The sequence below is a fragment of the Aestuariibacter sp. GS-14 genome (assembly GCF_006494365.1).
GTDB lineage: Bacteria > Pseudomonadota > Gammaproteobacteria > Enterobacterales > Alteromonadaceae > Alteromonas > Alteromonas mangrovi.
On the sequence record NZ_VHIP01000018.1, the window covers coordinates 1 to 21,030 of the forward strand.

Below are 21,030 nucleotides of genomic sequence, written 5' to 3' on the forward strand. Positions count from 1 at the left end.
GGGCGGTGTCCTAGGCCTCTAGACGAAGGGGACAAAAAATCTTCTTTGCGAAGCAACGCTTCGCAGATTTTTTGTAAGGTGAAGCGAGCTCTGCGAGCTGAGCGACATTACTCCTTACTGACTTTTTGTCAGAGAGCGAACTCTCTAAGCCTATTCCACAGTATTAGCCGACTGTGACGCGGTGTATATGGCGTCCCCTAGGGGATTCGAACCCCTGTTACCGCCGTGAAAGGGCGGTGTCCTAGGCCTCTAGACGAAGGGGACAAAAAATCTTCTTTGCGAAGCAACGCTTCGCAGATTTTTTGTAAAGGCGAAGTGAGCCAGCGAACTGAGCGACCTTGCTTAATACCTTTGCAAAATGATTTTAGTCCTGAAAGCAATTAAGCTTCCGGCCTACCCCACAGATACCAAGACATCTATGAGCAGAAATTTGGTGGAGCCAGGCGGGATCGAACCGCCGACCTCTTGCATGCCATGCAAGCGCTCTCCCAGCTGAGCTATGGCCCCGTATCATCGGAAATTTGTCAGTGACTGTTCCGTGACAGCGGGGCGCATTCTAGGCATCCGGCGTTTTCCTGTCAACGGTTTTTTTAGGAATTTTCTCTGTTTGCTATAAAAGTGAGCGCCTTGTTTATTCTCTCAACAACTTTTGCTTTTGGCAGCAAATGTAAAGTCACATCCAGCGATGGAGAATTACCGCTTCCCGTTGCAGCAACACGCAGAGGCATGCCAACCTTACCCATACCTACACCCAACGAATCTGCTGCACTGTTAATGGCATGATGAATAGTTTCTGGTGTCCATTCGGTTAATGCTTCCAGGTGCTGCTGAACGACTTCCAATGGCTCTTTCGCGACCGGGCGAAGGTGCTTCTTAGCTGCATTGTCGTCGAACTGGTCGAAATCCTGATAAAAATACACACTGATTTCAGCCAGCTCTTTGAGCGTTTTTACACGTTCGCACTGTATAGCAATCACGTCTTCTAATGCCGGTCCATTGGTTAAATCTACATTCAATTGCTCAAAGTGCCATTTGGCATGTTCTGCAACGTCAGACGCTGGCAAGGTTTTAATGTAGTGTTGGTTCAACCAAATCAATTTTTCGGTATTAAATGCCGACGCAGACTGACCAATCGCATCTAAACTGAACAGCTCAATCATTTCCTGTTCAGTGAAGATTTCCTGATCACCGTGTGACCAGCCCAAACGGACCAGATAATTCTTCACTGCCTGAGGCAGGAAACCCTCATCCCGATATTGCATCACACTTACTGCACCGTGACGTTTTGACAACTTTTTACCGTCGTCACCCAAAATCATAGATACATGCGCGTATTCAGGTACCGGCGCACCTAACGCCTTTAAAATATTAATTTGGCGGGGAGTGTTATTTATATGATCTTCACCACGCACAACATGTGTAATCCCCATGTCCCAATCGTCAATTACCACACAGAAATTGTATGTCGGAGTGCCATCTGAGCGCAGAATAATCAAATCATCTAATTCACTATTGCTGATTTCGATGCGACCGCGAACGTGATCGTCAAATACCACCGAACCTTCCAGTGGGTTTTTGAATCGAATCACATAAGGTTGCCCTTCGGGGTGATCGGTACGGTTGCGCCAGGTTCCCGGGTAACGCGGTTTTTCGCCGCGCTCTTTTTGTCCTTCGCGAATTGCATCCAGCTCTTCCGACGACATAAAGCACTTATATGCTTTACCTTCATCTAACATAGTTTGAATGACGGCTTTATAACGATCAAAACGTTCGGTCTGATAAAACGGGCCCGTGTCCCAGGTTAACCCTAACCATTGCATGCCATCCAGAATGGCCTGTTTGGCTTCCTCAGTTGAACGTTCAATGTCGGTATCTTCTATACGTAATACAAACTCTCCGCCCTGGCTTTTGGCATATAACCAGGAATACAGCGCTGTTCGTGCGCCACCAACGTGAAGATAGCCGGTCGGGCTGGGTGCAAATCGGGTAACTACCGCCATGATTCATCTCTGCAATAAAAAAGTGCGCGCATTTTATCAGTCAATGCCCCAACCTACCAATCCCTAGCAACAGATTGATGATGATTTCACCAAATTGAAGGGATTTTCAGCAATCTAACGCCCTATAGGTTATATTTCAGGCAAACGATTATTTTTTTAAATTTTGTTGTTGACAGTTTTTCTCGCCTCCCTATAATACGCCCCACTTGCCGAGTACGGCAGACAAAAAAGACGGACGCATAGCTCAGTTGGGAGAGCACCGCCCTTACAAGGCGGGGGTCGCAAGTTCAAGCCTTGCTGCGTCCACCATCTCTTTTCTTGTCATCAAAATACAATATGGACGCATAGCTCAGTTGGGAGAGCACCGCCCTTACAAGGCGGGGGTCGCAAGTTCAAGCCTTGCTGCGTCCACCATCTATTTTTATATCCCTATATCAAACACTTTATCCTGTTTTTCGTGACAGAACTGTTTATTCAGGTTTTAATAATATTTTCGGCGTGATTGCCGATAAAGCATTATTAAACCAAATGGATAAGGCGGTAATGAACTTAAAGCTGGCCAGACAAACACGTGTTTTAGTGATCGATGATCAGGTGCTTGCCAAAGGCTACCTTAAGTACTCACTGGAAGAGCTCGGTTTTCAGAATATTGAATACGCCGATCGCGCCAGCACTGCCCTGTCGGCGATTCGCCGCAATCATTATGATTTGATCATTTGTTCTTACGATTTGAAAAATGAGCAGGACGGATATTTCCTTTACGACCAGCTTAAAGAACATAATGAACTGCCTCCCAGTACCGCATTTGTTTTTATTTCTGCCGACACCACCGCCGATATTGTTCACAGTATTGTAGAACTTCAGCCCGACGATTTTCTGGCAAAGCCGTTTACGGTACGGGAACTGGATCGCCGTTTGGGCCGTTTACTTACCCGTAAAAAAGCACTGCAGCCGGTGTACCATTTAATTGAGCAAAGCACATTAGACAAAGCGCTGCTCGAACTCGAAAACTTCCTGACTGAGCCCAAGAACTCTGAATTTTTCCCGCTGGCCTTAAAACTAAAAGGCGAACTATTACTCGCTTGCGGTCATTACGAAGAGGCAAAAGAGTTTTACCAGGCCATCATCAATGTTCAGAATTTTACCTGGGCACAGTTGGGGCTGATTAAAAGCTTTATCTCACTGGATAAAGACGAAGAAGCCGAAAAGCTGGTGATTGAACTGGCACTTAAGCAGGATTCCATGCTAGCTGCTTACGATTTACTGGCCGCGCTGCAAATAAAGCATCACGAATTTGAGGACGCACTGGAAAGCGTGGAGGTGGCCAGCGCAATTTCGCCCCGCAATCTGCATCGTCACGCCAAAGCGCTAAACCTGTCCCGCTTGACGCACGATTATGAGTCGCAGTTTGAAGCAGCCAAAAAGATTGTAAAGATTGCCAAGAATTCCATTCACGACAAGCCAGAGATTTACCTCAATGTTGCGCGTGCTGGCATTGACTTTGCGATGACAGCGGAAGAAGAGCATACAAAAAAGCTGATCAAACAATCTACCGAATTCCTCAAGCAGTTAAAAAGCAGCTTCCCCAAGGCAGACATTGACGACCAGTTAAAGGTAATTGATGCCCGTTTGCTGTATTTGGAGGATGAAGTGGATAATGCCATTGCCCTGCTCAACCAGTTAAATAATGACTCCTGGGAAACTGAAAGTATTGAAGGGCTGCTTGATAAAGCCAAAGCATTCCACGAAGTGGGCATTCAGGACCATGCACTGAAGATGCTCGATATGATTGAGCGTCGCTGTAACAGCGATCCAGCGCAAAGCGACTTGTTCCTGCAATATGTACAACAGGAAAAAGCAGAAAAGACTGAAATTAAACTCAGTCCTAAAGAGCTTAACAATAACGCGGTAATTCAATATCAGCGCGGCGATTTGAAAAAGGCACTGGAAACCTTCCGTCAGGCGTTTACCATTATGCCGAAAAACCCCTCTATTGCGCTTAACCTGCTACAGGCCACGGCGATTAATTTAAAAGAATCCAGTAGCGATGAAGCCAAAGAATCGCTCAACAGCACATTAATTCACAATTGCCTGAAGACCATTGAATCTGGTCGCTTAACCGAAGAACAGGAACAGCGTTATCAGCGCGTTAAAAACGTGCTTAAAGATCTGACTTAACCACTTCCCTATCTGCTTTTTACCTTGCCGCTTTTATATAGTGCTGCGGCGCAAGTTATTGCGAATTTTATAATCTGTACTACTTTTGAATAAACCGTTTGCTGAAAATTAGTGCGACATTTAGCACTGTAAAGCTGTTCTGAAGCCCTCATTCTAATTTAAAAAGACGGCGACTATTAAACGACGTTATTAAGGCGAACGCCTTTTTATTTATATAGTTAACTATTGAAAAATGAACCAAACGCTAATCGAGAAGTACGGTCTTCACAGACCTGAATACGAAACATTACTCACGCAATACGTGCAATCCGTAGCCGCACTTTTTGACGTGCCCGTTGCATTTTTAGGTATCAGTGACAATGACACCTTATGGATTAAAGCCGGAGTAGGCACAGCGGTTGAACAGGTGCCGTTACACGATGCTATTTGCAATTTGGTATTTGAAACCAATGATCTTGTATATATTCCCGATACCACACAGGACCCGCGTACAAGCAAAAAACCGGCGGTGATTGCTGATCACGGCGTAAGATTTTATGCTGGCGTCCCCTTTTCTATTCAAAGCCATACCATCGGCTCGTTTTGCGTTATTGATTCTGTTAGCAGAACCATGTCAGAAAAAGAACTGAAACTGCTTTCTGGCTTTGCCCGGCACGTTGGCCAGCAAGTCGAACTGATCTACAAAAATATACGTACAGAAGACGAACACCAGTTACTGAACAATTCGCCAGCAGCACTCATTCGCTGGCAGTTACGCCCCAATTTTCAAACATCCTATTTGTCAGCCAACATGAGTAAACTGCTGGGTATCACCATTCCGCAGGATGTGTCGCTGTTTAAACTGGACAGCGTTATTCATCCGGATGACACGGATAATTTTTTGTTTACGGTAAGAAACCATCAGCAGGGTGCTGAGATTTGCGAATGTGACTTTAGAATTAAAGTGTCCGGTAACCGGGCAACCTGGTACAAACTCGTTTCTCGCGCGATATTTGAAGGGAAAACGGTTATCGCCATTCAAGGATTACTGTTAAACAATACCGAGCAAAAATACCTTGAAAGCCGAATTATGGATACCAACGAGCGAATGCGCTTGCTGCTGGAAGCATCAGGGTTGGGGACATCAGATTGGGATATAGAAAACGACTCGTTAAGAGTAAACAATCGCATTTGCGACATGTTAAAACTACATCCCGATAGTGTGGACACCCAAAGTATGTTCTGGATGCAATTAGTTCATCCTGCAGACAAAGAAAAGCTGGTATCACAAATCGAGCACAGCCTGAAAAGTAAAAATGCCGTTGTTGATATTGAATACCGAATCCGGGACGCTGAAGGCCAGCATTTATGGGTTGAAACCTACGGCAAGGTAGTTACACGGGATGAGGATGGCCGGGCACTTCGATTTGCAGCCACTCATCGCAATATTACAGAGAAAAAACTGGCAGAACTGCATGCGGAAAAACAGCGCAGGCTATTTGGCTTTATAAATCATGCCCAAAATCTGTTCGTAGCACAGAAGGATTTGCAACTTGCCTGCGAGCAGATCTTTCCCGAGTTAATGGAACTAGCGGAAAGTGCCTACGGTTTTATTGGCAAAATGGAATGTGAAAACGGCGTGCCTTGTTTGCAAATCTATGCCATTTCTGATGTAAGTTGGAGTGAGTCATCGAAAGCCGAATACAACAAATTCAAGCAAGGAGAACTTCGGTTTACTAATTTAAACAACTTGTTTGGCCACGTAGTGACCTCCAACTCCCCCGTGATGGCCAATAAGCCTATGATGCACAAAGCCTCCAAAGGTACGCCTTCCGGTCACCCTGTACTTAAGCGCTTTCTGGGATTGCCGATTCAGCGGGAAGGAAAAGTGGTGGGCATGATTGGATTGGCAAACAAGCTGGAAGATTACACTCAGCAAGATGTTGAGTTTTTAACGCCATTAACTGAAACTCTGGCCAACCTGTTTAAAGCGGTAGAGGTTGAACAAGCCAGATTCGAAGCCGAAGAGCGACTGGCTTACCTTGCAGCAACTGACCCGTTAACCGGCTTAATGAATCGACGGGCCTATTTTGATCAGATCCAACAACGAGCTGCAGTAAGCAATGCCCCCCACGGCCTGGCTATCGTTGACATAGACAACTTTAAGTTATTAAACGATACCTATGGGCATCCGGTTGGCGATAAGGTACTCAAAGAAGTGGCCGATGTGTTACGTCGAAATATTCGCAACAACGACATGGTAGCCAGATTAGGCGGCGAAGAATTTGGCATCTATCTGGATACCGAGGATAACGCAGTGTGCCAACACATTTTGCAAACCATGCTGGAACAAATTCAACAAATAACGCTGAATACCGAACAGGGGCCGCTTAACCACATTACCGTGAGTATTGGCGCAACCATGTTCAGAAAAAGTCCGCAGGCTATCGATACGACCTATTTTGACGTTGCTATGAAACAGGCAGATGATGCACTTTATGAGGTTAAACGCTCAGGTAAAGCCAACATCGCCTGGTATGGCAAGTCAGTTACAGCGATCAACAAACCCCAATTGTCTGAAGTGAAACACTAGAGTGAAACACGAGAGTGGAACACTGCCGTGGAACACTAGGCCGTTTGGTACACAACCACATTCTCACACCACACCGAATCTTGATAAAGCTCGGAATAACGATAAGTCATACCCAGCTTTTTCATGATTTGAATAGACGCCGTATTTTGCGGCAAGGCAATAGCACAAAAAGCCGCACTCCCAAGCGATTGCATGTATTCCATAACGGCTTGCGCCGCTTCAGTAGCATATCCCAGGCCCCACGCTTCGCGTTTAAATCGCCAACCCAGTTCTATTACACTGTCGTCTCTTTGGCTGCTGAAAAAGCCTTTGGGCCTGACTAAAATCCAGCCAATCGCACTATTGCTGTTATCGTTGAGTGAAACCTGCCACAATCCCCAGCCTGCCGGCGCATTGCGGTAGCTGAGCATTCGGGGTATGAAAATATCGTTAATGTCTTTTCTGCTGGTTTTGCGGCCACCGTTCAAAAACCGCATTACCTCTTCGTCCTGATCCAGCTCCCACAAAAAATCGCCGTCGGTTTCGTCCAGTAAGCGATAATTCAGGCGTGGCGAGGAAGGCAATGCAATTGCCATCTATCCCCCTAGCATGGATAAGTTTTTAGTAATGCCGGTTACGCCATCCTGTAAAAAGTGAGACACTTTTTTATCAGCCAGCTTGTCTGTAATGAAGTCCTGTAGCCCGGCTACATCGCCTTGTAGTAAATAATCACGCAACGACAAGCCGTTATCGCTGAACAGGCACAAATGAAGTTTGCCCAGCGCGGTAACACGCAAGCGATTACAGCTACTACAAAAATCAGAGCTGTAAGGCATAATAAAACCTATCCGGCCAGCGTAATCGGGGTGTTGTAGTTCTACCGCAGGCCCTGCGTCTGCCCCGCGTTTTAACACTTCCCACCCCTCGGCTTTTAAGCGCGCAAGATAAGGCTCTGCACTGGTGTGATGAGACTTAAAAAAGGCTTTATGCTGACCGGTTTCCATGAGCTCAATAAAGCGTACCGTTACCGGCATATCCTTTAACCAGGCCAAAAACGTGCTCAACTGGGATTCAGCGAAAGGCCTGAGTAAGACGGTATTTACCTTTACCGCCATACCGTGGATCAGGGATTCATTCACGCCATCGAGTACCGCCGCCAGTTTATCCTGGCCACTAATCAACGCAAACTGAGCTGGGTCCAGGCTATCCAGGCTAATGTTCACCTGGCTTAACCCTGCATTCGCCAGTTGTTTAGCATAGCTGGCCAATTTGCCACCGTGAGTGGTCATGGCCACTTTTTGGATACCCGGCGTGCTAGCACAAGCCGCTACAATATCGCTGACATCTTTGCGAAGCGTCGGTTCGCCACCGGTGACGCGAATTTTACAGGTCCCCAAACCCGCAAAGCCTTTCACCAGGGTATCGATTTCTTTTACTGACAAAAACGTTTCGGCCTTGCCTTCGTATCCATCAGGCAGGCAATACTGACATCGAAAGTTGCATACATCAGTTATGGAAAGTCTCAGGTAGTAAAAGCGTCGGCCAAAGGTATCTTGTAGCAAGGTTTTACACTGTGTATTTAAACCAGAATGGCATCACGGTAACATAGCGCAGCGGTTGATACCAATAGCATTCCGGACTTACTTAAAACAAATCCGGTGGTCGAAGGCGTTTGACTCGCTTTGCCTGCAACGATATTTTATGTACTGCCTCGCTTTAACCAGAAGAATACATGCGCCCTACCCGATTACCCGTTAACCCCGACACGCCCATGCAATGGCATGTGTTTGCACGTTTGTGGCCCTATCTACTTGAATTCAAGCAACGCGTTGCACTAGCCATGTTGTGCCTGGTTGCGGCTAAGTTTGCCAGTATTGGCTTACCATTTGTACTAAAGCACACAGTTGACAACCTGAACCAGGATCCCATTGTTACGCTTGCTGTACCGATTGCGCTGGTTGCCGCCTATGGTGTTTTGCGTTTAATCAATGTGTTGTTGGGAGAAGTACGGGACACCCTGTTTGGCCGGGTAACGGAGCGCGCCATGCGGCGCGTGGGCCTGGAAGTTTTTGAACACCTGCACCGTCTCGACTTAACGTTTCATTTGTCCAGGCAAACCGGGGGGCTGTCACGCGATATCGAACGCGGCACCAGCGGCATCAGTTTTTTAATGCGTTTTATGGTGTTTAATATTGGCCCAACAATATTAGAGATTGCGCTGGTTGTAGGCGTTTTACTCACTCAGTACGGTATGAGCTTTGCCATGATCATTCTGTGCTCAGTAGTGGCCTATGTGTGGTTTTCCATGAAAGCCACCGACTGGCGAACCGAGTTTGTGCGCCAGGCGAACCTGGCGGACTCAACGTCCAACACCCGCGCCATCGACAGTTTGCTTAACTACGAAACCGTGAAGTACTTCAATAACGAACAGTATGAAGCCAGTCAATACGACACAAACCTGGCCAACTGGGAGCAGGCACGTCGCAAAAACCGCTTATCGCTGTTTGCGTTGAACGGGGGACAGGCATTAATCATTGCCGCATCAATGACCTCAATGATGCTGTTAGCGGCATTAGAGGTGAGTCGCGGCAACATGACCATTGGTGATTTTGTACTGATTAATGCCTTCACCATGCAGATTTTTATGCCATTAAATTTTCTGGGTTTTGTTTACCGGGAAATTCGCGGTTCGCTGGCCAATATTGAAAACCTGTTTAATTTACTGGGCACGGTTCCTATGGTTGCCGATGCCGATTCCGCCAGAGAGCTTAATATCCAACAGAGTCGAATTCATTTCGACAACGTGAGTTTTTATTATCGCCCCGAGCGACGTATTCTAAATCACGTGAGTTTTACTATTGAGCCTGGTACCAAAGTCGCCGTGGTAGGCGAAAGTGGTGCGGGTAAATCCACCCTGGTAAAACTGTTGTTTCGGTTTTACGACCCGGTTTCAGGCGCAGTGCGAATTGACGGACAGGATATCAGCGAAGTTACCCAGCACAGTTTACGCAAGCATATTGGCATTGTGCCGCAGGACACCGTGTTGTTTAACGATACCCTGGGGGAAAATATTCGCTATGGCCGCCCCACAGCCAGCGAAGAAGACATTCAGCAGGCAATTCGACTCGCCCACCTTGAACATTTTATTGCCAGTTTGCCGGATGGTATTCACACGCAGGTTGGCGAGCGCGGCTTAAAACTCTCTGGCGGTGAAAAACAACGTGTTGCTATAGCCCGCGCAATACTAAAACGCCCTGCCATTATGGTGTTCGATGAAGCAACCTCCTCACTGGATAGTCAGTCAGAGCAGGCCATTTTAACCGCCCTGCGTGAAGTAGCTCAAGGTCACACCAGTCTGGTAATAGCACACAGACTGTCAACCATTATCGATGCCGACAACATACTGGTAATGCAGCAAGGTCAAATTGTTGAGCAAGGTACGCACAGTGAATTACTGTCTCGTCAGGGGATTTATGCCGGTTTATGGCAGGCACAACAAAAACAGGCAAATCGCTAATGGATCCGCAACAACTTAAACTCACCATTAATCAAATCATGCCTTTTGGTAAATATGCAGGCAGAAAACTGATCCATTTGCCAGAACCCTATTTGGTTTGGTTTGCCAAACAAGGGTTTCCGGAAGGCAAACTGGGCCAACAACTCGCCCTGATGTATGAGATTAAGCTCAATGGCATGGAATCCATGCTCACGCCACTCATCGACAACGATTAACGGGGTTTATTTTGGTTTATCAGCGTAAACGCCAGCAACATCAGCGCATCGATCAGCAAAGTCAGCAATTGCATTTGTGTATTGCCCAAAAAGTACTGGCAAAGCCTGAACTCATGGATACGGTAACCGAACGGTTAAATCGGCGTTACCAAGACAAATTAATGGGCTATGGCAGTTATTTGCACTGGCAGGCAATTCTGGCCGAATTTCCTAATAATGAGCGGTTTATTGCTGCAATGACATCCAATGACAGTACAACCACGCGTTTGCGAAGAGCCACTATCTTTACGGGTATATTAAGTGAAGAAGAGCGCAACGATTGCCTCGCTGCGCCCTTTGAATAAATGAAGGGTGTTTCTGAATTACTTGATTCGCAGGTGTTCTGACACAAGGAACGCCATTTCCAGTACCTGATCGGCATTCAAACGCGGATCACACTGGGTTTTATAAGCTTCCGCCAGATCGTCATCGCCAATCTGGTAAGCGCCACCGGTACACTCGGTTACATGCTGCCCCGTCATCTCCAGGTGAATACCACCAGCATAGGTTCCTTCCGCCTCATGAGCCGAGAAGAACTGACGTATTTCACTTAAAATAGCGTCGAAGTTGCGGGTTTTGTAACCACTGGAAGCACTAAAGGTATTACCGTGCATGGGGTCTGAACTCCATACTACATTGCGACCTTCTGCTTTCACACGGCGTAATAAACGCGGTAAGTTGGCTTCCAGTTTGTCAGCACCCATGCGCGTGATCAAGGTCAAACGCCCTGGATCATTCGTTGGGTTAAGTGCGTCTATCAGGCGAATCAGCTCATCTTCTACCATCGACGGACCCACTTTCACCCCAATCGGGTTGTGAATACCGCGGAAGAATTCAATATGCGCATGGTCCAACTGACGGGTACGCTCACCAATCCACACCATGTGCGCCGAACAATCGTATGGCTTGCCAGTGAGTGTATCAACACGCGTAAGCGCTTCTTCGTAATTCAGCAACAAGGCTTCATGCGAAGTAAACAAAGACGTTTCGTGCAAAGTTGGCGTGTTAGTGGAATTAATACCAATCACATCCATAAACTCGAGGCTGTCCTGAATACGACGCGCAATATCCAGATATTTATCTTTCAGTGGATTATTTTCCACAAAAGCCATGTTCCAGCGGTTTACTTCATGTAAATCGGCTAACCCGCCCTGAGCAAAAGCGCGCAACAGGTTAAGTGTGGCAGAACTGCGGTGGTACGCTTCAATTAACCGCTTTGGATCAGGGCGGCGCGCGGCCTCTGAAAACTCGAAGCTGTTGATAATATCACCGCGATAGCTTGGCAGGGTAATACCGTCTTTGGTTTCATAGTCTGATGAACGCGGCTTGGCATACTGCCCCGCCATACGGGCCACTTTAGTTACCGGACATCGGCCCGCAAAAGTCATTACAATAGCCATTTGCAGTAACACTTTAAAGGTGTCGCGAATTTTCGGTGCATTAAACTCGCTAAACGACTCGGCGCAGTCGCCCCCTTGCAGTAAAAAGCCCTTACCTTCACATACCTGACCAAGCTGACGGCGCAACTCGCGCGCTTCAGCGGCAAATACCAATGGAGGATAGCTGCTTAGAGTCTTCTCTACCTGGGCCAGTTCGGCCTTATCGTCGTATTCTGGCTGTTGCAGAATTGGCTTGCTTCGCCAACTGTCTGGTTGCCAATTGTTCACTTAGCACCTCATAAAAAACGGGAAAATTCAGAAAATGGGCTTACCTGATGAATCAGGCTATACCGAAACGGGTACAAAAACGCCGCGCGGTTCGCGTTCAAGAAAATCAAATTGACAATCAAAGGTTCGCCTTAGATTGTTCAGGGTCATGACATCTTCGACCGGGCCGCTTGCCAGCAACTCCCCTGAACGCGCTAACCATACCGTATCCGCGAAGGTATTAGCAATATTAACGTCGTGACAACTCATGACTATTTGATTTCCTCTTATTCCTAAATCAGCTAACCAGTGCATTAATGCCAGCTGATGGCGAATATCGAGACTTTGCAAGGGTTCATCCAGTATAAGCAATGCATTGCCCTGCATCAGTGGTTCCCACACCTGAATAAGCGTACGCGCGATGAAAATGCGTTGCTGCTCACCACCGGACATGCGGGTGTAGGCCTTGTCGAGTAACGCAGACAAACCTAGCTTTTCAATCAGTAATGCGGGAATATCCCCCGAGTCACTGACATTGAAGAATTGCAAGCAGTCTCTGCCGGTTAGTTCAAACTGCATAGAGGGTTTTTGAGCAAGATAACCCCGTGTTCGGGCGAGTTCCATCAGACTCATGTGGGCAACCGGCTGATGATTCCAGCACACATCACCTTCGGTGGTGGGTGTTAATCCTGCCAATACCTCCAGCAATGAGCTTTTACCCGCACCATTTGCCCCCAACAGGCATACAATGCCCGACCCGGAATGATGTATCGACAGTCGCTTAAAACGGCCTGACAGGCAAATGTGCTCGGCTTGAATAGTAAGGCTCATTTAAGTTGCCCTTTTACCAATGCAAACAGCAGCAATGGGCCGCCAATGGTGGCTGTTACCATGGAAACCGGTAGTGCCGCAAACGCGACCCACTCACTCAGTAGCGCCACCAGCAGTAAAATGGTTGCACCGGACATCGCACATGCAGGTAACAAATAGCGGTTATCGTAGCCAAGTAGCAAACGCAAATAATGCGGTACCAGCAACCCCAAAAAGGCAATAGAACCGGCTATAGCCACTGCTGCGCCCACAGCCAGGGCACACGCTACCATAATGGTGAGCTTTAATTTCTCCGGATCCACGCCGGCACTTTTGGCTGTAATGTCACCAGTGTAGAGTACGTTGAGCGCCCCGGCATGACGGCCAATAACCAGTAAACTCAGCACAATAATGGGTGCACTCACCGCCAGTACCCATAGGTCGGCCTGATGTAAACTGCCCATGATCCAAAAGGTAAGGTTGCGCATGGATTGCGCATCGGCAAACAAATACAGCCAGCCCATAATTGCGCTGGTGAGTGTAGTAATAGCAATCCCTGCCAGGATCACAGCGGTATTCACACCTCGCATTCTTACTGATAATCGATAAATCAACCAAGTAGAGAACAACGCCCCGGTAAAACACGCAACAGGCAAGGTATAAGGTAAGTGCGCCACCAAGGCTTCTGGCGCCAGAATGAGTACAAATGCCGCTACCAGACTCGCACCGCTGGAAATACCGATGATCCCGGGATCGGCCAGTGGATTGCGTAGCACCACCTGCAATGACGCCCCACTCACACTCAGCGCTGCGCCTGTGATCATCGCCGTTATCGTTAGTGGCAATTGCAATTGCCACAATATCCGGCGATTCACGTCTACGGATAAATCCCACTGCCAACCACTAAATAACAATAACCCTGCCGCACACAGCATAAAGGCAAACAACGCTGCCAGCCATTGGGCAGGTGCTTGTTTCATCGGGATTGCAGACTCGTTATCAATCCGTCGCTGGCACTTTCAATTAAATCCAGTACCAGTTCAAAGCCCTTTTTACCACCGTAATAAGGATCAGGCACATCTTCGTGCTGATAACCTGCGTAGTCCAGAAACAGCTTTATTTTGTGATGATGACCAGGATCGCTCATGCCTCTCAGATTTTTCAGATTATCGCTGTCCATGGCCAGAATAAGGTCAAACTTTTCAAAGTCGTCTTCGGCCACTCTACGGCATTTTAACCCTTTAAAACTGTAACCACGTGCCTCTGCGGTTGCCTGGGAACGCTTATCTGGCGGACTGCCGATGTGATATCCGTGTGTGCCCGCTGAATCGATAGTTAACGTTAATCCGGCTTGTTCGGCTTTTTGACGAAACACAGCTTCCGCGGTAGGTGAACGACAAATATTGCCAAGGCAAACAAATAGTACTGAAACAGGTAAGGTTGAATTGGTCATTAACTTTGCTTTCTTTGTTTTATGTGAAGTCAGTGATTACACCAACTTCGCTCCGGGGCTGAAGTTAGATAAAAATGGCTGCTAAGAGTGCCACAACCTGGCGGTATTTGGAACGGGTTTAACCATCCGATTGAACGGTGTTAGCGTAAACCTGCCACTTTCTCACCTCTGTTATCTGGCAGTCTGGCCCATAACTTGCGAACAACAGTTTAAGACCCCCTAAACCACAATAATTCGCAGTTTGAGGTTGCAAAATGAAAAAACAAATTTGCATTATGATTATGGCACTATCCGCCATCTACGTCTGTCAGGCCACCACAGCACCATTTACGGCCGTATCACTAAACCGGCAAGTCTATCAGGGTATGCCGATGCTGAGCGACTCAGAGAATACCTCGTCGGCGTTTTACATCAGCACTCCGCACGTGTCTTTATCAGAAACGTCAGTGCCAGCCGAACACGACGCAGACAAAACAGGGGACACGGTCTTTCAGGCAGATACCCTGTTTTCCATTATTATGGCGGCGTTATTGGTGATTTCATTGCGCAATCCCAAGTATCGTTATCGTCGCCGCAGAAACCAGTAAGCCGCATTCATCGTTGACTGTGCAGGTAGATGCAGCATGACAAATTAAGAGGTTGATAACACTCAAGGTATCTGGCCAAATATGCACATTGTTGCCGGGAGAGCGCAAAATCATGTTAATCCTTCCCGGGCAATCACATGCATTCGACCGGAAGAGACTATGACACATTCTGCACATCACGTACTGATGCTATCGAGTTCCCGCATGGGCAACGAAGCGTACCTTACCCACGCGCGTCCAATGATTCTGGCACACCTTCGGGATTGCCGCGATGTGCTGTTTATCCCCTATGCAGGCGTTACACTCGGCTGGGATGACTACGTAAATAAGGTTCAGCAAGCGCTACCTGAAGTCAGAGTCCAGGGTATTCATACCGCAGCCGATCCGGTTGAAGCGGTAACGTCAGCCAGCGCGATAGTAGTAGGTGGTGGTAACACGTTTAACTTACTTCACCAGCTATACGAAAATGCCGTACTGCAGGCAATTCGCGAGAAAGTAGCGGCAGGTACGCCCTATATCGGGTGGAGTGCAGGCAGTAATATTTGCGGGCAGAGCATACGTACTACCAACGATATGCCCATCGTTGAGCCACGCAGCTTTGCGGCACTGGGATTTTTACCCTGCCAGTTAAACCCGCACTACACCGACTATCAGCCGCCTAATCATAACGGCGAAACCCGTGATGATCGCTTGTATGAGTTCACAGCGCTCAATCCCTCCACCCCGGTGCTGGCGATTCGCGAAGGTTCAGCACTGCTATTAAGCGAACACCGATTAATCCTGAAAGGCAGTTTATCTGGATTCGTGTTTAGTGGTGCTCAGAAGCAGGCTATTGAACCAGAGCAGGATTTAACCGAGTACCTCAATTAAACCACTGAGATCAGGTTCATCACGATACGGCACCAGGCCGAGCCTGGGTGCCGGCATAAGTGCATCCAGTGTTGCCAGGTTTTCTTCAAACACAGGCATGTTGGCCGACAGTTGATTGGCCACCCAGCCTTTTAGGGTTAATCCATCCGCTATTATTGCCTCGGCGGTAAGTAATGCATGGTTTAAGCAGCCCAGCCGCATGCCCACTACCAGAATCACCTCCAGCTGTAGGTCTCTTACCACATCACTCAGAAATCGCTCTTGAGATAGGGGTAGCCGCCAACCTCCCGCGCCTTCCATCAACAGAATATCGGGCTGATATTGCTGCAAAGACTGTAGGCCATCCACAATCACTTTTTCGCTTATTGTATTGCCCTGACGCTGCGCAGCAATGTGAGGCGCAATAGGTTCAGGTAATGTTATGGGGTTAATCTCGGCTAATGGCACATGCAAACTGGATGAAGCTTGCAGCGCCAGTGCATCCTCGTTTTCCCATTGGTTGTTTTGCCATTCGCACCCAGCAGCCACCGGTTTATAACCCAACGCAACTTTGCCATGCTGGGTAAAGGCTTGCAGGATTTTACAACTGGTGTAGGTTTTGCCCACTTCGGTATCAGTACCGGTAACAAAATACGCTTTTGTCACAAGGGTTTCTCCAGACTCACGTGCAGTATGCGGTAGGTATTGAATAATGTCCCATCAGACTGTTGGGCAATGGCTTGGCTGACGGCTTGCAACTTGTTGCGCGTTAACGGGTCGCGTTGTCTGGCGTCCGTTTGACTGCTTGCACCAATGCCATTGATCGATTTAAGCAGCGAAATAATGTCGTAAAATCTGTCGGTGTAGTTCACTACTTCCTGGTTGATGCTAAGCCAGGGCTGCTGGCATATAACATCGAGCCAGTATTCTGCGGTGGGCAAGGTATTAAGCGACAATGATATACCAGTTTTGCAGGCTGCCTGGTTTAACTCGGGAAATGACCCCTCTACCATAACAGCTAGCTCTGCACATCCACCTGGCTGTAATACCCGGTGCACTTCACTGATCACCTTATCCGGTGAATCACACCACTGCAGCGCCATCGAAGAAAACAAGGCATTGAAACTATTCGATTGCCATGGAAGCTGCTCAGCATCACCTTGCACAAAGCGGATAAAGGGATAATTTGCCTGTGCCAGTTTTAGCATACCGGGCGCTAAATCCATACCACACACGTCTTGCCAGATATTGATTAGCTTTGCAGTATTGCGACCCGTACCGCAACCAATATCCAGCGCAGATATTCCCTGAAAATTACCGGTACTACCCATTTTGCTGAGTCGCGATAGTGCTGCGTCAGCGATAATGTGCTGAATCCCTGCCAGGGCATCATATTTTGCCGCGGCCGCGCTAAAACGCGCAGCAATGTCCTGCTTGTCGGCACAACGCTGAGGTGAAGTTACGGGTTCGATCAGTGCCATGCGGTTACCCGTTAATTTCTGAGCAGTCGTTATTAAACTGCACTCGTTGCTGGGCCAACATTAATCCATCGATAAGTGCGTCGACATCGCGCTCTGCATGACTGGCGCTCAGGGTAATGCGCAGTCTGTCAGTGCCTTTTGGGACGGTAGGGTGACGCATCGCAGGCACCCACAGCCCTCGATTTGCCAGCTCAACCGACAACGCCATAGCGCGTGTTGGAGAACCTACCACAACAGGCTGGATTGCGCTCTGGGAATCCATTAATTGCAAGCCTTCCTGCCTCGCTCTTGCTCTGAAATGGGCAATATTGCTGTGAAGTTTCTCTCGCTCGCTTCCTTGAGTTACCCGTGACAACGCGTGTAACGTGGCAACGGCCTGTGCCGGTGGAAATGCGGTGGAATAGATATAGTGACGCGCATAATTTACCAGGTAATCAATCAGGGCATGGCTGCCGGCAATAAACGCGCCGGCGGTCCCTACAGCTTTGCCAAAGGTTCCCATCACCACCGGGCACTGTTGTTGTGACAGCTGATAGGCGTCGATACTGCCCAAACCAAACTTACCCGTTACACCAAATGCATGAGCATCATCCAGCATCAGCCAACTGTTCGAGGATTCGGCATGCCCAACCAACTGAGCCATATCGGGTGAATCGCCATCCATACTGAATACCCCTTCAGATGCAATCAGACGATGCTCAGAAGTGGATTTCGCCAGTATTGCTGACAGGTGTTCATAATCGTTGTGCGCAAAGCGTCGTAAACGTGCTGCACTGGCAGTTGCCCCTTCAATAAACGAAGCATGCATGAATTTGTCGGCGACAATATCGCCCTGCTCCGCAAACAATGCCTGACATAGCGCCTGATTAGCCGCAAAGCCCGACGAGAACAACAACACGGCATCGCGGTTCAGCGCTTCTGCCAGTACCTGCTCCAATTCGCGATGCGCTGCACTGTATCCGGTAACCAATGGTGACGCACCACTGCCACCACCAAACTGGGCAAGCCCTTCTACCCAGGCTTGCAACACCCCCTGATCGTGGCGCAATCCTAAATAGTCATTACTACCAAAATTGAGATAATGTTTACCATTAATAGCAATCACACCATCGCGTTCGTAATCAATGCAGGTGCGCTGTCGGTAGTAACCATCCTGCTGACGCAGTGCCAGTTGGGTGTCGATAAACTCAAAGGCCATTATACGGTCTCGGCTTGCTTACCTGCTTTTTTGCCTGCCGTGGCATCGTAAAATAGGTCGTCCGGGGCCTGTTGCTGTTGTTCCATGGCTTCTTCAAGCAACAATGCGTGGGCTTCGTCAGAATAATCCCTGGTGCGCTCCGTATTAATGCCCAGCTTTTTAAACAGCATGACATCTTCATGGGTGTCCGGATTAGAGGTAGTCAGCAGTTTGCAGCCATAGAAAATAGAATTGGCACCTGCCATAAAACACAGCGCCTGCATTTGCTCGTTCATGTTTTCGCGTCCTGCAGATAAGCGAACATGCGAAGCTGGCATCATGATACGGGCAATGGCAATGGTGCGAATAAAATCAAACGGCTCCATGTCGTCCAGTTTATCCAGCGGCGTACCCTCTACTTTCACCAGCATGTTAATAGGCACACTTTGGGGATGTTCTGGCAGATTCGCCAGTTGCATTAATAGCCCGGCGCGGTCAGCAACACTTTCACCCATTCCGACAATACCGCCTGAGCACACATTCATCCCAGCATCGCGCACGTGCTGAAGCGTGTCCAGTCGGTCCTGATACGTGCGGGTAGTAATTATGTCTCCGTAAAATTCAGGCGAGGTATCCAGGTTGTGGTTGTAATAATCCAGCCCGGCCTGTTTCAAAGCCAATGCCTGATCCCGGGTTAACATGCCCAATGTCATACAGGTTTCCAGTCCGAGGGATTTTACTTCGGCGACCATTTGTGTGAGATACGGCATGTCGCGCTCTTTGGGATTACGCCATGCAGCCCCCATACAAAAACGCGTAGAGCCAGTTTGCTTGGCTTCCCGGGCGCGCTGGATCACTTTTTCTATTTCCAGCAAGCGCTCTTTTTCAAGGCCGGTATCGTAGCGGGCGCTTTGCGGACAATATTTACAATCTTCCGGGCAAGCTCCCGTTTTAATTGAGAGTAAGGTACTAACCTGTACCTCATTTGGGTCGAAATGCTGACGGTGAATAATTTGCGCCTGAAAGAGCAAATCATTAAATGGCATTGCATAAAATGCCTCTACTTCAGCGCGAGTCCAGTCATGACGGATCGCAGAATTACTGGCGCCTTGCGCCGATTTTACAATATTGTGCTGTGTGACAGACATCGCCTATCCTTTACTCTTACTTAATGGTGGCTTAGTCTATGCAGCCAACGCACCTTGTCAACCAAATTAACATTAAATACTTTACTACTGTGCAAAATATAAACAACATCGAATTTGATAAGCATCACATCTGGCATCCGTACACCTCTTCGGTTAACCCGCTGCCCTGTTACGAAGTAAACGGTGCCCGGGGCGCAGAAATCTCGTTGGCCAGTGGGGAAGTCCTGGTAGATGGTATGTCCAGTTGGTGGGCATCGATTCACGGATATAACCATCCGGAACTGAATAAAGCCGCGCATGAACAAATTGATGCATTTAGCCATATTATGTTTGGCGGCCTTACCCACGATCCGGCTGTTCGTGTGTGTAAACAACTGCTGGATATGGCGCCATCGGGTATGCAGCGTGTGTTTTTGGCGGACTCAGGTTCTGTCTCAGTAGAGGTCGCGATTAAAATGGCAGTGCAGTACTGGGCTTGTCAGGGACGGCCGGAAAAATCGCGCCTGATTGCGCCGCGTAATGGTTACCATGGCGATACCTTTGCTGCGATGTCGGTGTGCGACCCAGTTAACGGCATGCATAGTTTGTTCAGCAAAACACTTCAGCCGCAGATTTTCGCACCGGCGCCGCAAACCCGCTTTGGACAGCCGTTTAGCGAAGATGATATTTTGCCGCTGGAAGAATTATTTGTACGTCATCACCACGAACTGGCGGCACTAATTCTGGAACCCGTGGTACAGGGTGCAGGTGGCATGCGCATGTATCATCCTGAATATCTGAAGCGCTGCAGACAACTCTGCGATAGTTACGACGTACTGTTAATCTGTGATGAAATTGCAACAGGCTTTGGTAGAACCGGTAAGTTGTTTGGCTGTGATCACGCGGGTATTTCACCCGATATCATGTGTCTGGGCAAAGCACTGACCGGAGGCTACATGACGCTGGCTGCTACATTATGTACCGAGGAGGTTGCCCGGGGCGTATGTGAAGGTAGCCCCGGCGTGTTTATGCACGGGCCTACCTTTATGGGCAACCCGTTGGCATGTGCAGTTGCCAGCGCAAGCCTGTCCATTATAGCCAGGGGAGACTGGAAGCAACAGGTTGCCAGCATTGGCAGTCAATTGCGCGCTGAACTGGCACCGTGCCGGGAACTCGCCTGTGTAGCTGATGTCAGAACCCTGGGCGCAATTGGCGTGGTGGAAACACGACATCCGGTTGATGTAGCGGCCATTCAGAAGCGCTTTGTCGCGCAGGGTGTATGGATAAGACCTTTCGGTAAGCTGGTTTACATTATGCCACCTTACATTGTGTCTTCTGCGCAATTAACACGACTGACGCAGGCTATTTACACCAGTCTTAAACAACTTTACGGGTAAGTA

The 21,030-nt window shown here is 48.3% G+C and carries 19 protein-coding genes and 4 tRNA genes; 10 read left to right on the forward strand and 13 right to left on the reverse strand.

The genetic code is table 11. The annotated features are described in order from the left end of the window. Window positions 1-188 precede the first annotated feature (188 nt). The 3 genes from FJ444_RS19465 to gltX all read right to left on the reverse strand — a co-directional run bounded on the left by FJ444_RS19465 (window position 189) and on the right by gltX (window position 2,000). Window positions 189-264, reverse strand: a tRNA-Glu gene (locus FJ444_RS19465). Between the two features lie 167 nt (window positions 265-431). Continuing rightward, window positions 432-507 (reverse strand) — tRNA-Ala (locus FJ444_RS19470). Between the two features lie 83 nt (window positions 508-590). Further along, on the reverse strand, window positions 591-2,000 hold the full coding sequence (gltX, locus tag FJ444_RS19475) for a glutamate--tRNA ligase (protein ID WP_140961278.1): 1,410 nt from the start codon (window positions 1,998-2,000) through the stop codon (window positions 591-593). A 233-nt stretch (window positions 2,001-2,233) separates the two neighbouring features. Between gltX and FJ444_RS19480 the strand changes: the two genes are divergently transcribed. From FJ444_RS19480 to FJ444_RS19495, 4 genes are all read left to right on the forward strand, one after another. Then, window positions 2,234-2,309 (forward strand) — tRNA-Val (locus FJ444_RS19480). A 29-nt stretch (window positions 2,310-2,338) separates the two neighbouring features. Then, window positions 2,339-2,414: transfer RNA gene (locus FJ444_RS19485), tRNA-Val, on the forward strand. 129 nt (window positions 2,415-2,543) lie between these two features. After that, window positions 2,544-4,178, forward strand: coding sequence for a tetratricopeptide repeat-containing response regulator (locus FJ444_RS19490; RefSeq protein WP_140961280.1), 1,635 nt, complete (start codon window positions 2,544-2,546; stop codon window positions 4,176-4,178). Between the two features lie 232 nt (window positions 4,179-4,410). After that, a complete protein-coding gene (locus FJ444_RS19495; protein WP_140961282.1) occupies window positions 4,411-6,750 on the forward strand; it encodes a diguanylate cyclase in 2,340 nt (779 codons plus the stop codon). Between the two features lie 35 nt (window positions 6,751-6,785). Here the strand turns inward: FJ444_RS19495 and FJ444_RS19500 are convergent, their stop codons facing one another. Continuing rightward, complete coding sequence (locus tag FJ444_RS19500) at window positions 6,786-7,325, reverse strand: GNAT family N-acetyltransferase (protein ID WP_255439343.1); 540 nt, start codon at window positions 7,323-7,325, stop codon at window positions 6,786-6,788. After that, the gene (gene moaA / locus FJ444_RS19505; RefSeq protein WP_140961284.1) at window positions 7,326-8,291 is read right to left on the reverse strand and encodes a GTP 3',8-cyclase MoaA; all 966 of its coding nucleotides are present in this window, start codon (window positions 8,289-8,291) and stop codon (window positions 7,326-7,328) included. A gap of 170 nt (window positions 8,292-8,461) precedes the next feature. Between moaA and FJ444_RS19510 the strand changes: the two genes are divergently transcribed. From FJ444_RS19510 to FJ444_RS19520, 3 genes are read left to right on the forward strand one after another with little or no spacing between them, the layout of a single operon-like run. Continuing rightward, a complete protein-coding gene (locus FJ444_RS19510) occupies window positions 8,462-10,246 on the forward strand; it encodes an ABC transporter ATP-binding protein/permease (protein ID WP_140961286.1) in 1,785 nt (594 codons plus the stop codon). Continuing rightward, window positions 10,246-10,461 carry a DUF3820 family protein gene (locus FJ444_RS19515; RefSeq protein WP_073322631.1) on the forward strand — a complete coding sequence of 72 codons (216 nt, stop codon included), beginning with the start codon at window positions 10,246-10,248 and terminating at the stop codon, window positions 10,459-10,461. Before FJ444_RS19510 ends, FJ444_RS19515 begins: the two co-directional genes overlap by 1 nt. An 11-nt stretch (window positions 10,462-10,472) precedes the next feature. Further along, the gene (locus tag FJ444_RS19520; RefSeq protein WP_140961288.1) at window positions 10,473-10,805 is read left to right on the forward strand and encodes a hypothetical protein; all 333 of its coding nucleotides are present in this window, start codon (window positions 10,473-10,475) and stop codon (window positions 10,803-10,805) included. Window positions 10,806-10,823: 18 nt separating this feature from the next. Here the strand turns inward: FJ444_RS19520 and FJ444_RS19525 are convergent, their stop codons facing one another. Genes FJ444_RS19525 through FJ444_RS19540 form a run of 4 tightly spaced genes read right to left on the reverse strand, consistent with a single transcriptional unit; the run spans window position 10,824 to window position 14,409 of the window. Then, entirely contained in the window at window positions 10,824-12,167 is a 1,344-nt protein-coding gene (locus tag FJ444_RS19525; RefSeq protein WP_140961290.1) for a class II 3-deoxy-7-phosphoheptulonate synthase, read from the reverse strand. A gap of 57 nt (window positions 12,168-12,224) precedes the next feature. Then, window positions 12,225-12,977 (reverse strand): ABC transporter ATP-binding protein, encoded by a 753-nt coding sequence (locus FJ444_RS19530; protein WP_140961292.1) that lies wholly within the window; start codon window positions 12,975-12,977, stop codon window positions 12,225-12,227. Continuing rightward, complete coding sequence (locus FJ444_RS19535; protein ID WP_140961294.1) at window positions 12,974-13,936, reverse strand: iron ABC transporter permease; 963 nt, start codon at window positions 13,934-13,936, stop codon at window positions 12,974-12,976. The genes FJ444_RS19530 and FJ444_RS19535 overlap by 4 nt, the downstream gene beginning before the upstream one ends. Beyond that, complete coding sequence (locus tag FJ444_RS19540) at window positions 13,933-14,409, reverse strand: low molecular weight protein-tyrosine-phosphatase (protein ID WP_140961296.1); 477 nt, start codon at window positions 14,407-14,409, stop codon at window positions 13,933-13,935. The genes FJ444_RS19535 and FJ444_RS19540 overlap by 4 nt, the downstream gene beginning before the upstream one ends. Window positions 14,410-14,663: 254 nt before the next feature. Between FJ444_RS19540 and FJ444_RS19545 the strand changes: the two genes are divergently transcribed. Continuing rightward, complete coding sequence (locus FJ444_RS19545; RefSeq protein ID WP_140961297.1) at window positions 14,664-14,996, forward strand: hypothetical protein; 333 nt, start codon at window positions 14,664-14,666, stop codon at window positions 14,994-14,996. A gap of 159 nt (window positions 14,997-15,155) precedes the next feature. Next, window positions 15,156-15,866 carry a dipeptidase PepE gene (pepE, locus tag FJ444_RS19550; RefSeq protein WP_140961299.1) on the forward strand — a complete coding sequence of 237 codons (711 nt, stop codon included), beginning with the start codon at window positions 15,156-15,158 and terminating at the stop codon, window positions 15,864-15,866. Here the strand turns inward: pepE and bioD are convergent. From bioD to bioB, 4 genes are read right to left on the reverse strand one after another with little or no spacing between them, the layout of a single operon-like run. Then, complete coding sequence (gene bioD / locus FJ444_RS19555) at window positions 15,846-16,511, reverse strand: dethiobiotin synthase (RefSeq protein WP_140961301.1); 666 nt, start codon at window positions 16,509-16,511, stop codon at window positions 15,846-15,848. The genes pepE and bioD overlap by 21 nt on opposite strands. Next, complete coding sequence (locus FJ444_RS19560; RefSeq protein ID WP_140961302.1) at window positions 16,508-17,326, reverse strand: methyltransferase domain-containing protein; 819 nt, start codon at window positions 17,324-17,326, stop codon at window positions 16,508-16,510. Before FJ444_RS19560 ends, bioD begins: the two co-directional genes overlap by 4 nt. A gap of 4 nt (window positions 17,327-17,330) precedes the next feature. Then, window positions 17,331-18,524 (reverse strand): 8-amino-7-oxononanoate synthase, encoded by a 1,194-nt coding sequence (locus tag FJ444_RS19565; protein WP_140961304.1) that lies wholly within the window; start codon window positions 18,522-18,524, stop codon window positions 17,331-17,333. Further along, window positions 18,524-19,651, reverse strand: coding sequence for a biotin synthase BioB (gene bioB, locus FJ444_RS19570; protein ID WP_140961306.1), 1,128 nt, complete (start codon window positions 19,649-19,651; stop codon window positions 18,524-18,526). The genes FJ444_RS19565 and bioB overlap by 1 nt, the downstream gene beginning before the upstream one ends. A 38-nt stretch (window positions 19,652-19,689) precedes the next feature. Here bioB and bioA point away from each other — a divergent pair, with 38 nt between their 5' ends. Next, window positions 19,690-21,027 carry an adenosylmethionine--8-amino-7-oxononanoate transaminase gene (gene bioA / locus FJ444_RS19575; RefSeq protein ID WP_140961308.1) on the forward strand — a complete coding sequence of 446 codons (1,338 nt, stop codon included), beginning with the start codon at window positions 19,690-19,692 and terminating at the stop codon, window positions 21,025-21,027. The last annotated feature ends 3 nt before the right edge of the window (window positions 21,028-21,030 follow it).

What these genes read in the sequence shown, in the direction of transcription:
- gltX (WP_140961278.1), bottom strand. Translation starts at nt 2,000, where the DNA reads ATGGCGGTAGTTACCCGATTTGCACCCAGCCCGACCGGCTATCTTCAC.
- FJ444_RS19490 (WP_140961280.1), top strand. Translation starts at nt 2,544, where the DNA reads ATGAACTTAAAGCTGGCCAGACAAACACGTGTTTTAGTGATCGATGAT.
- FJ444_RS19495 (WP_140961282.1), top strand. Translation starts at nt 4,411, where the DNA reads ATGAACCAAACGCTAATCGAGAAGTACGGTCTTCACAGACCTGAATAC.
- FJ444_RS19500 (WP_255439343.1), bottom strand. Translation starts at nt 7,325, where the DNA reads ATGGCAATTGCATTGCCTTCCTCGCCACGCCTGAATTATCGCTTACTG.
- FJ444_RS19510 (WP_140961286.1), top strand. Translation starts at nt 8,462, where the DNA reads ATGCGCCCTACCCGATTACCCGTTAACCCCGACACGCCCATGCAATGG.
- FJ444_RS19515 (WP_073322631.1), top strand. Translation starts at nt 10,246, where the DNA reads ATGGATCCGCAACAACTTAAACTCACCATTAATCAAATCATGCCTTTT.
- FJ444_RS19530 (WP_140961292.1), bottom strand. Translation starts at nt 12,977, where the DNA reads ATGAGCCTTACTATTCAAGCCGAGCACATTTGCCTGTCAGGCCGTTTT.
- FJ444_RS19535 (WP_140961294.1), bottom strand. Translation starts at nt 13,936, where the DNA reads ATGAAACAAGCACCTGCCCAATGGCTGGCAGCGTTGTTTGCCTTTATG.
- FJ444_RS19540 (WP_140961296.1), bottom strand. Translation starts at nt 14,409, where the DNA reads ATGACCAATTCAACCTTACCTGTTTCAGTACTATTTGTTTGCCTTGGC.
- FJ444_RS19545 (WP_140961297.1), top strand. Translation starts at nt 14,664, where the DNA reads ATGAAAAAACAAATTTGCATTATGATTATGGCACTATCCGCCATCTAC.
- pepE (WP_140961299.1), top strand. Translation starts at nt 15,156, where the DNA reads ATGACACATTCTGCACATCACGTACTGATGCTATCGAGTTCCCGCATG.
- FJ444_RS19560 (WP_140961302.1), bottom strand. Translation starts at nt 17,326, where the DNA reads ATGGCACTGATCGAACCCGTAACTTCACCTCAGCGTTGTGCCGACAAG.
- FJ444_RS19565 (WP_140961304.1), bottom strand. Translation starts at nt 18,524, where the DNA reads ATGGCCTTTGAGTTTATCGACACCCAACTGGCACTGCGTCAGCAGGAT.
- bioB (WP_140961306.1), bottom strand. Translation starts at nt 19,651, where the DNA reads ATGTCTGTCACACAGCACAATATTGTAAAATCGGCGCAAGGCGCCAGT.
- bioA (WP_140961308.1), top strand. Translation starts at nt 19,690, where the DNA reads ATGCAGCCAACGCACCTTGTCAACCAAATTAACATTAAATACTTTACT.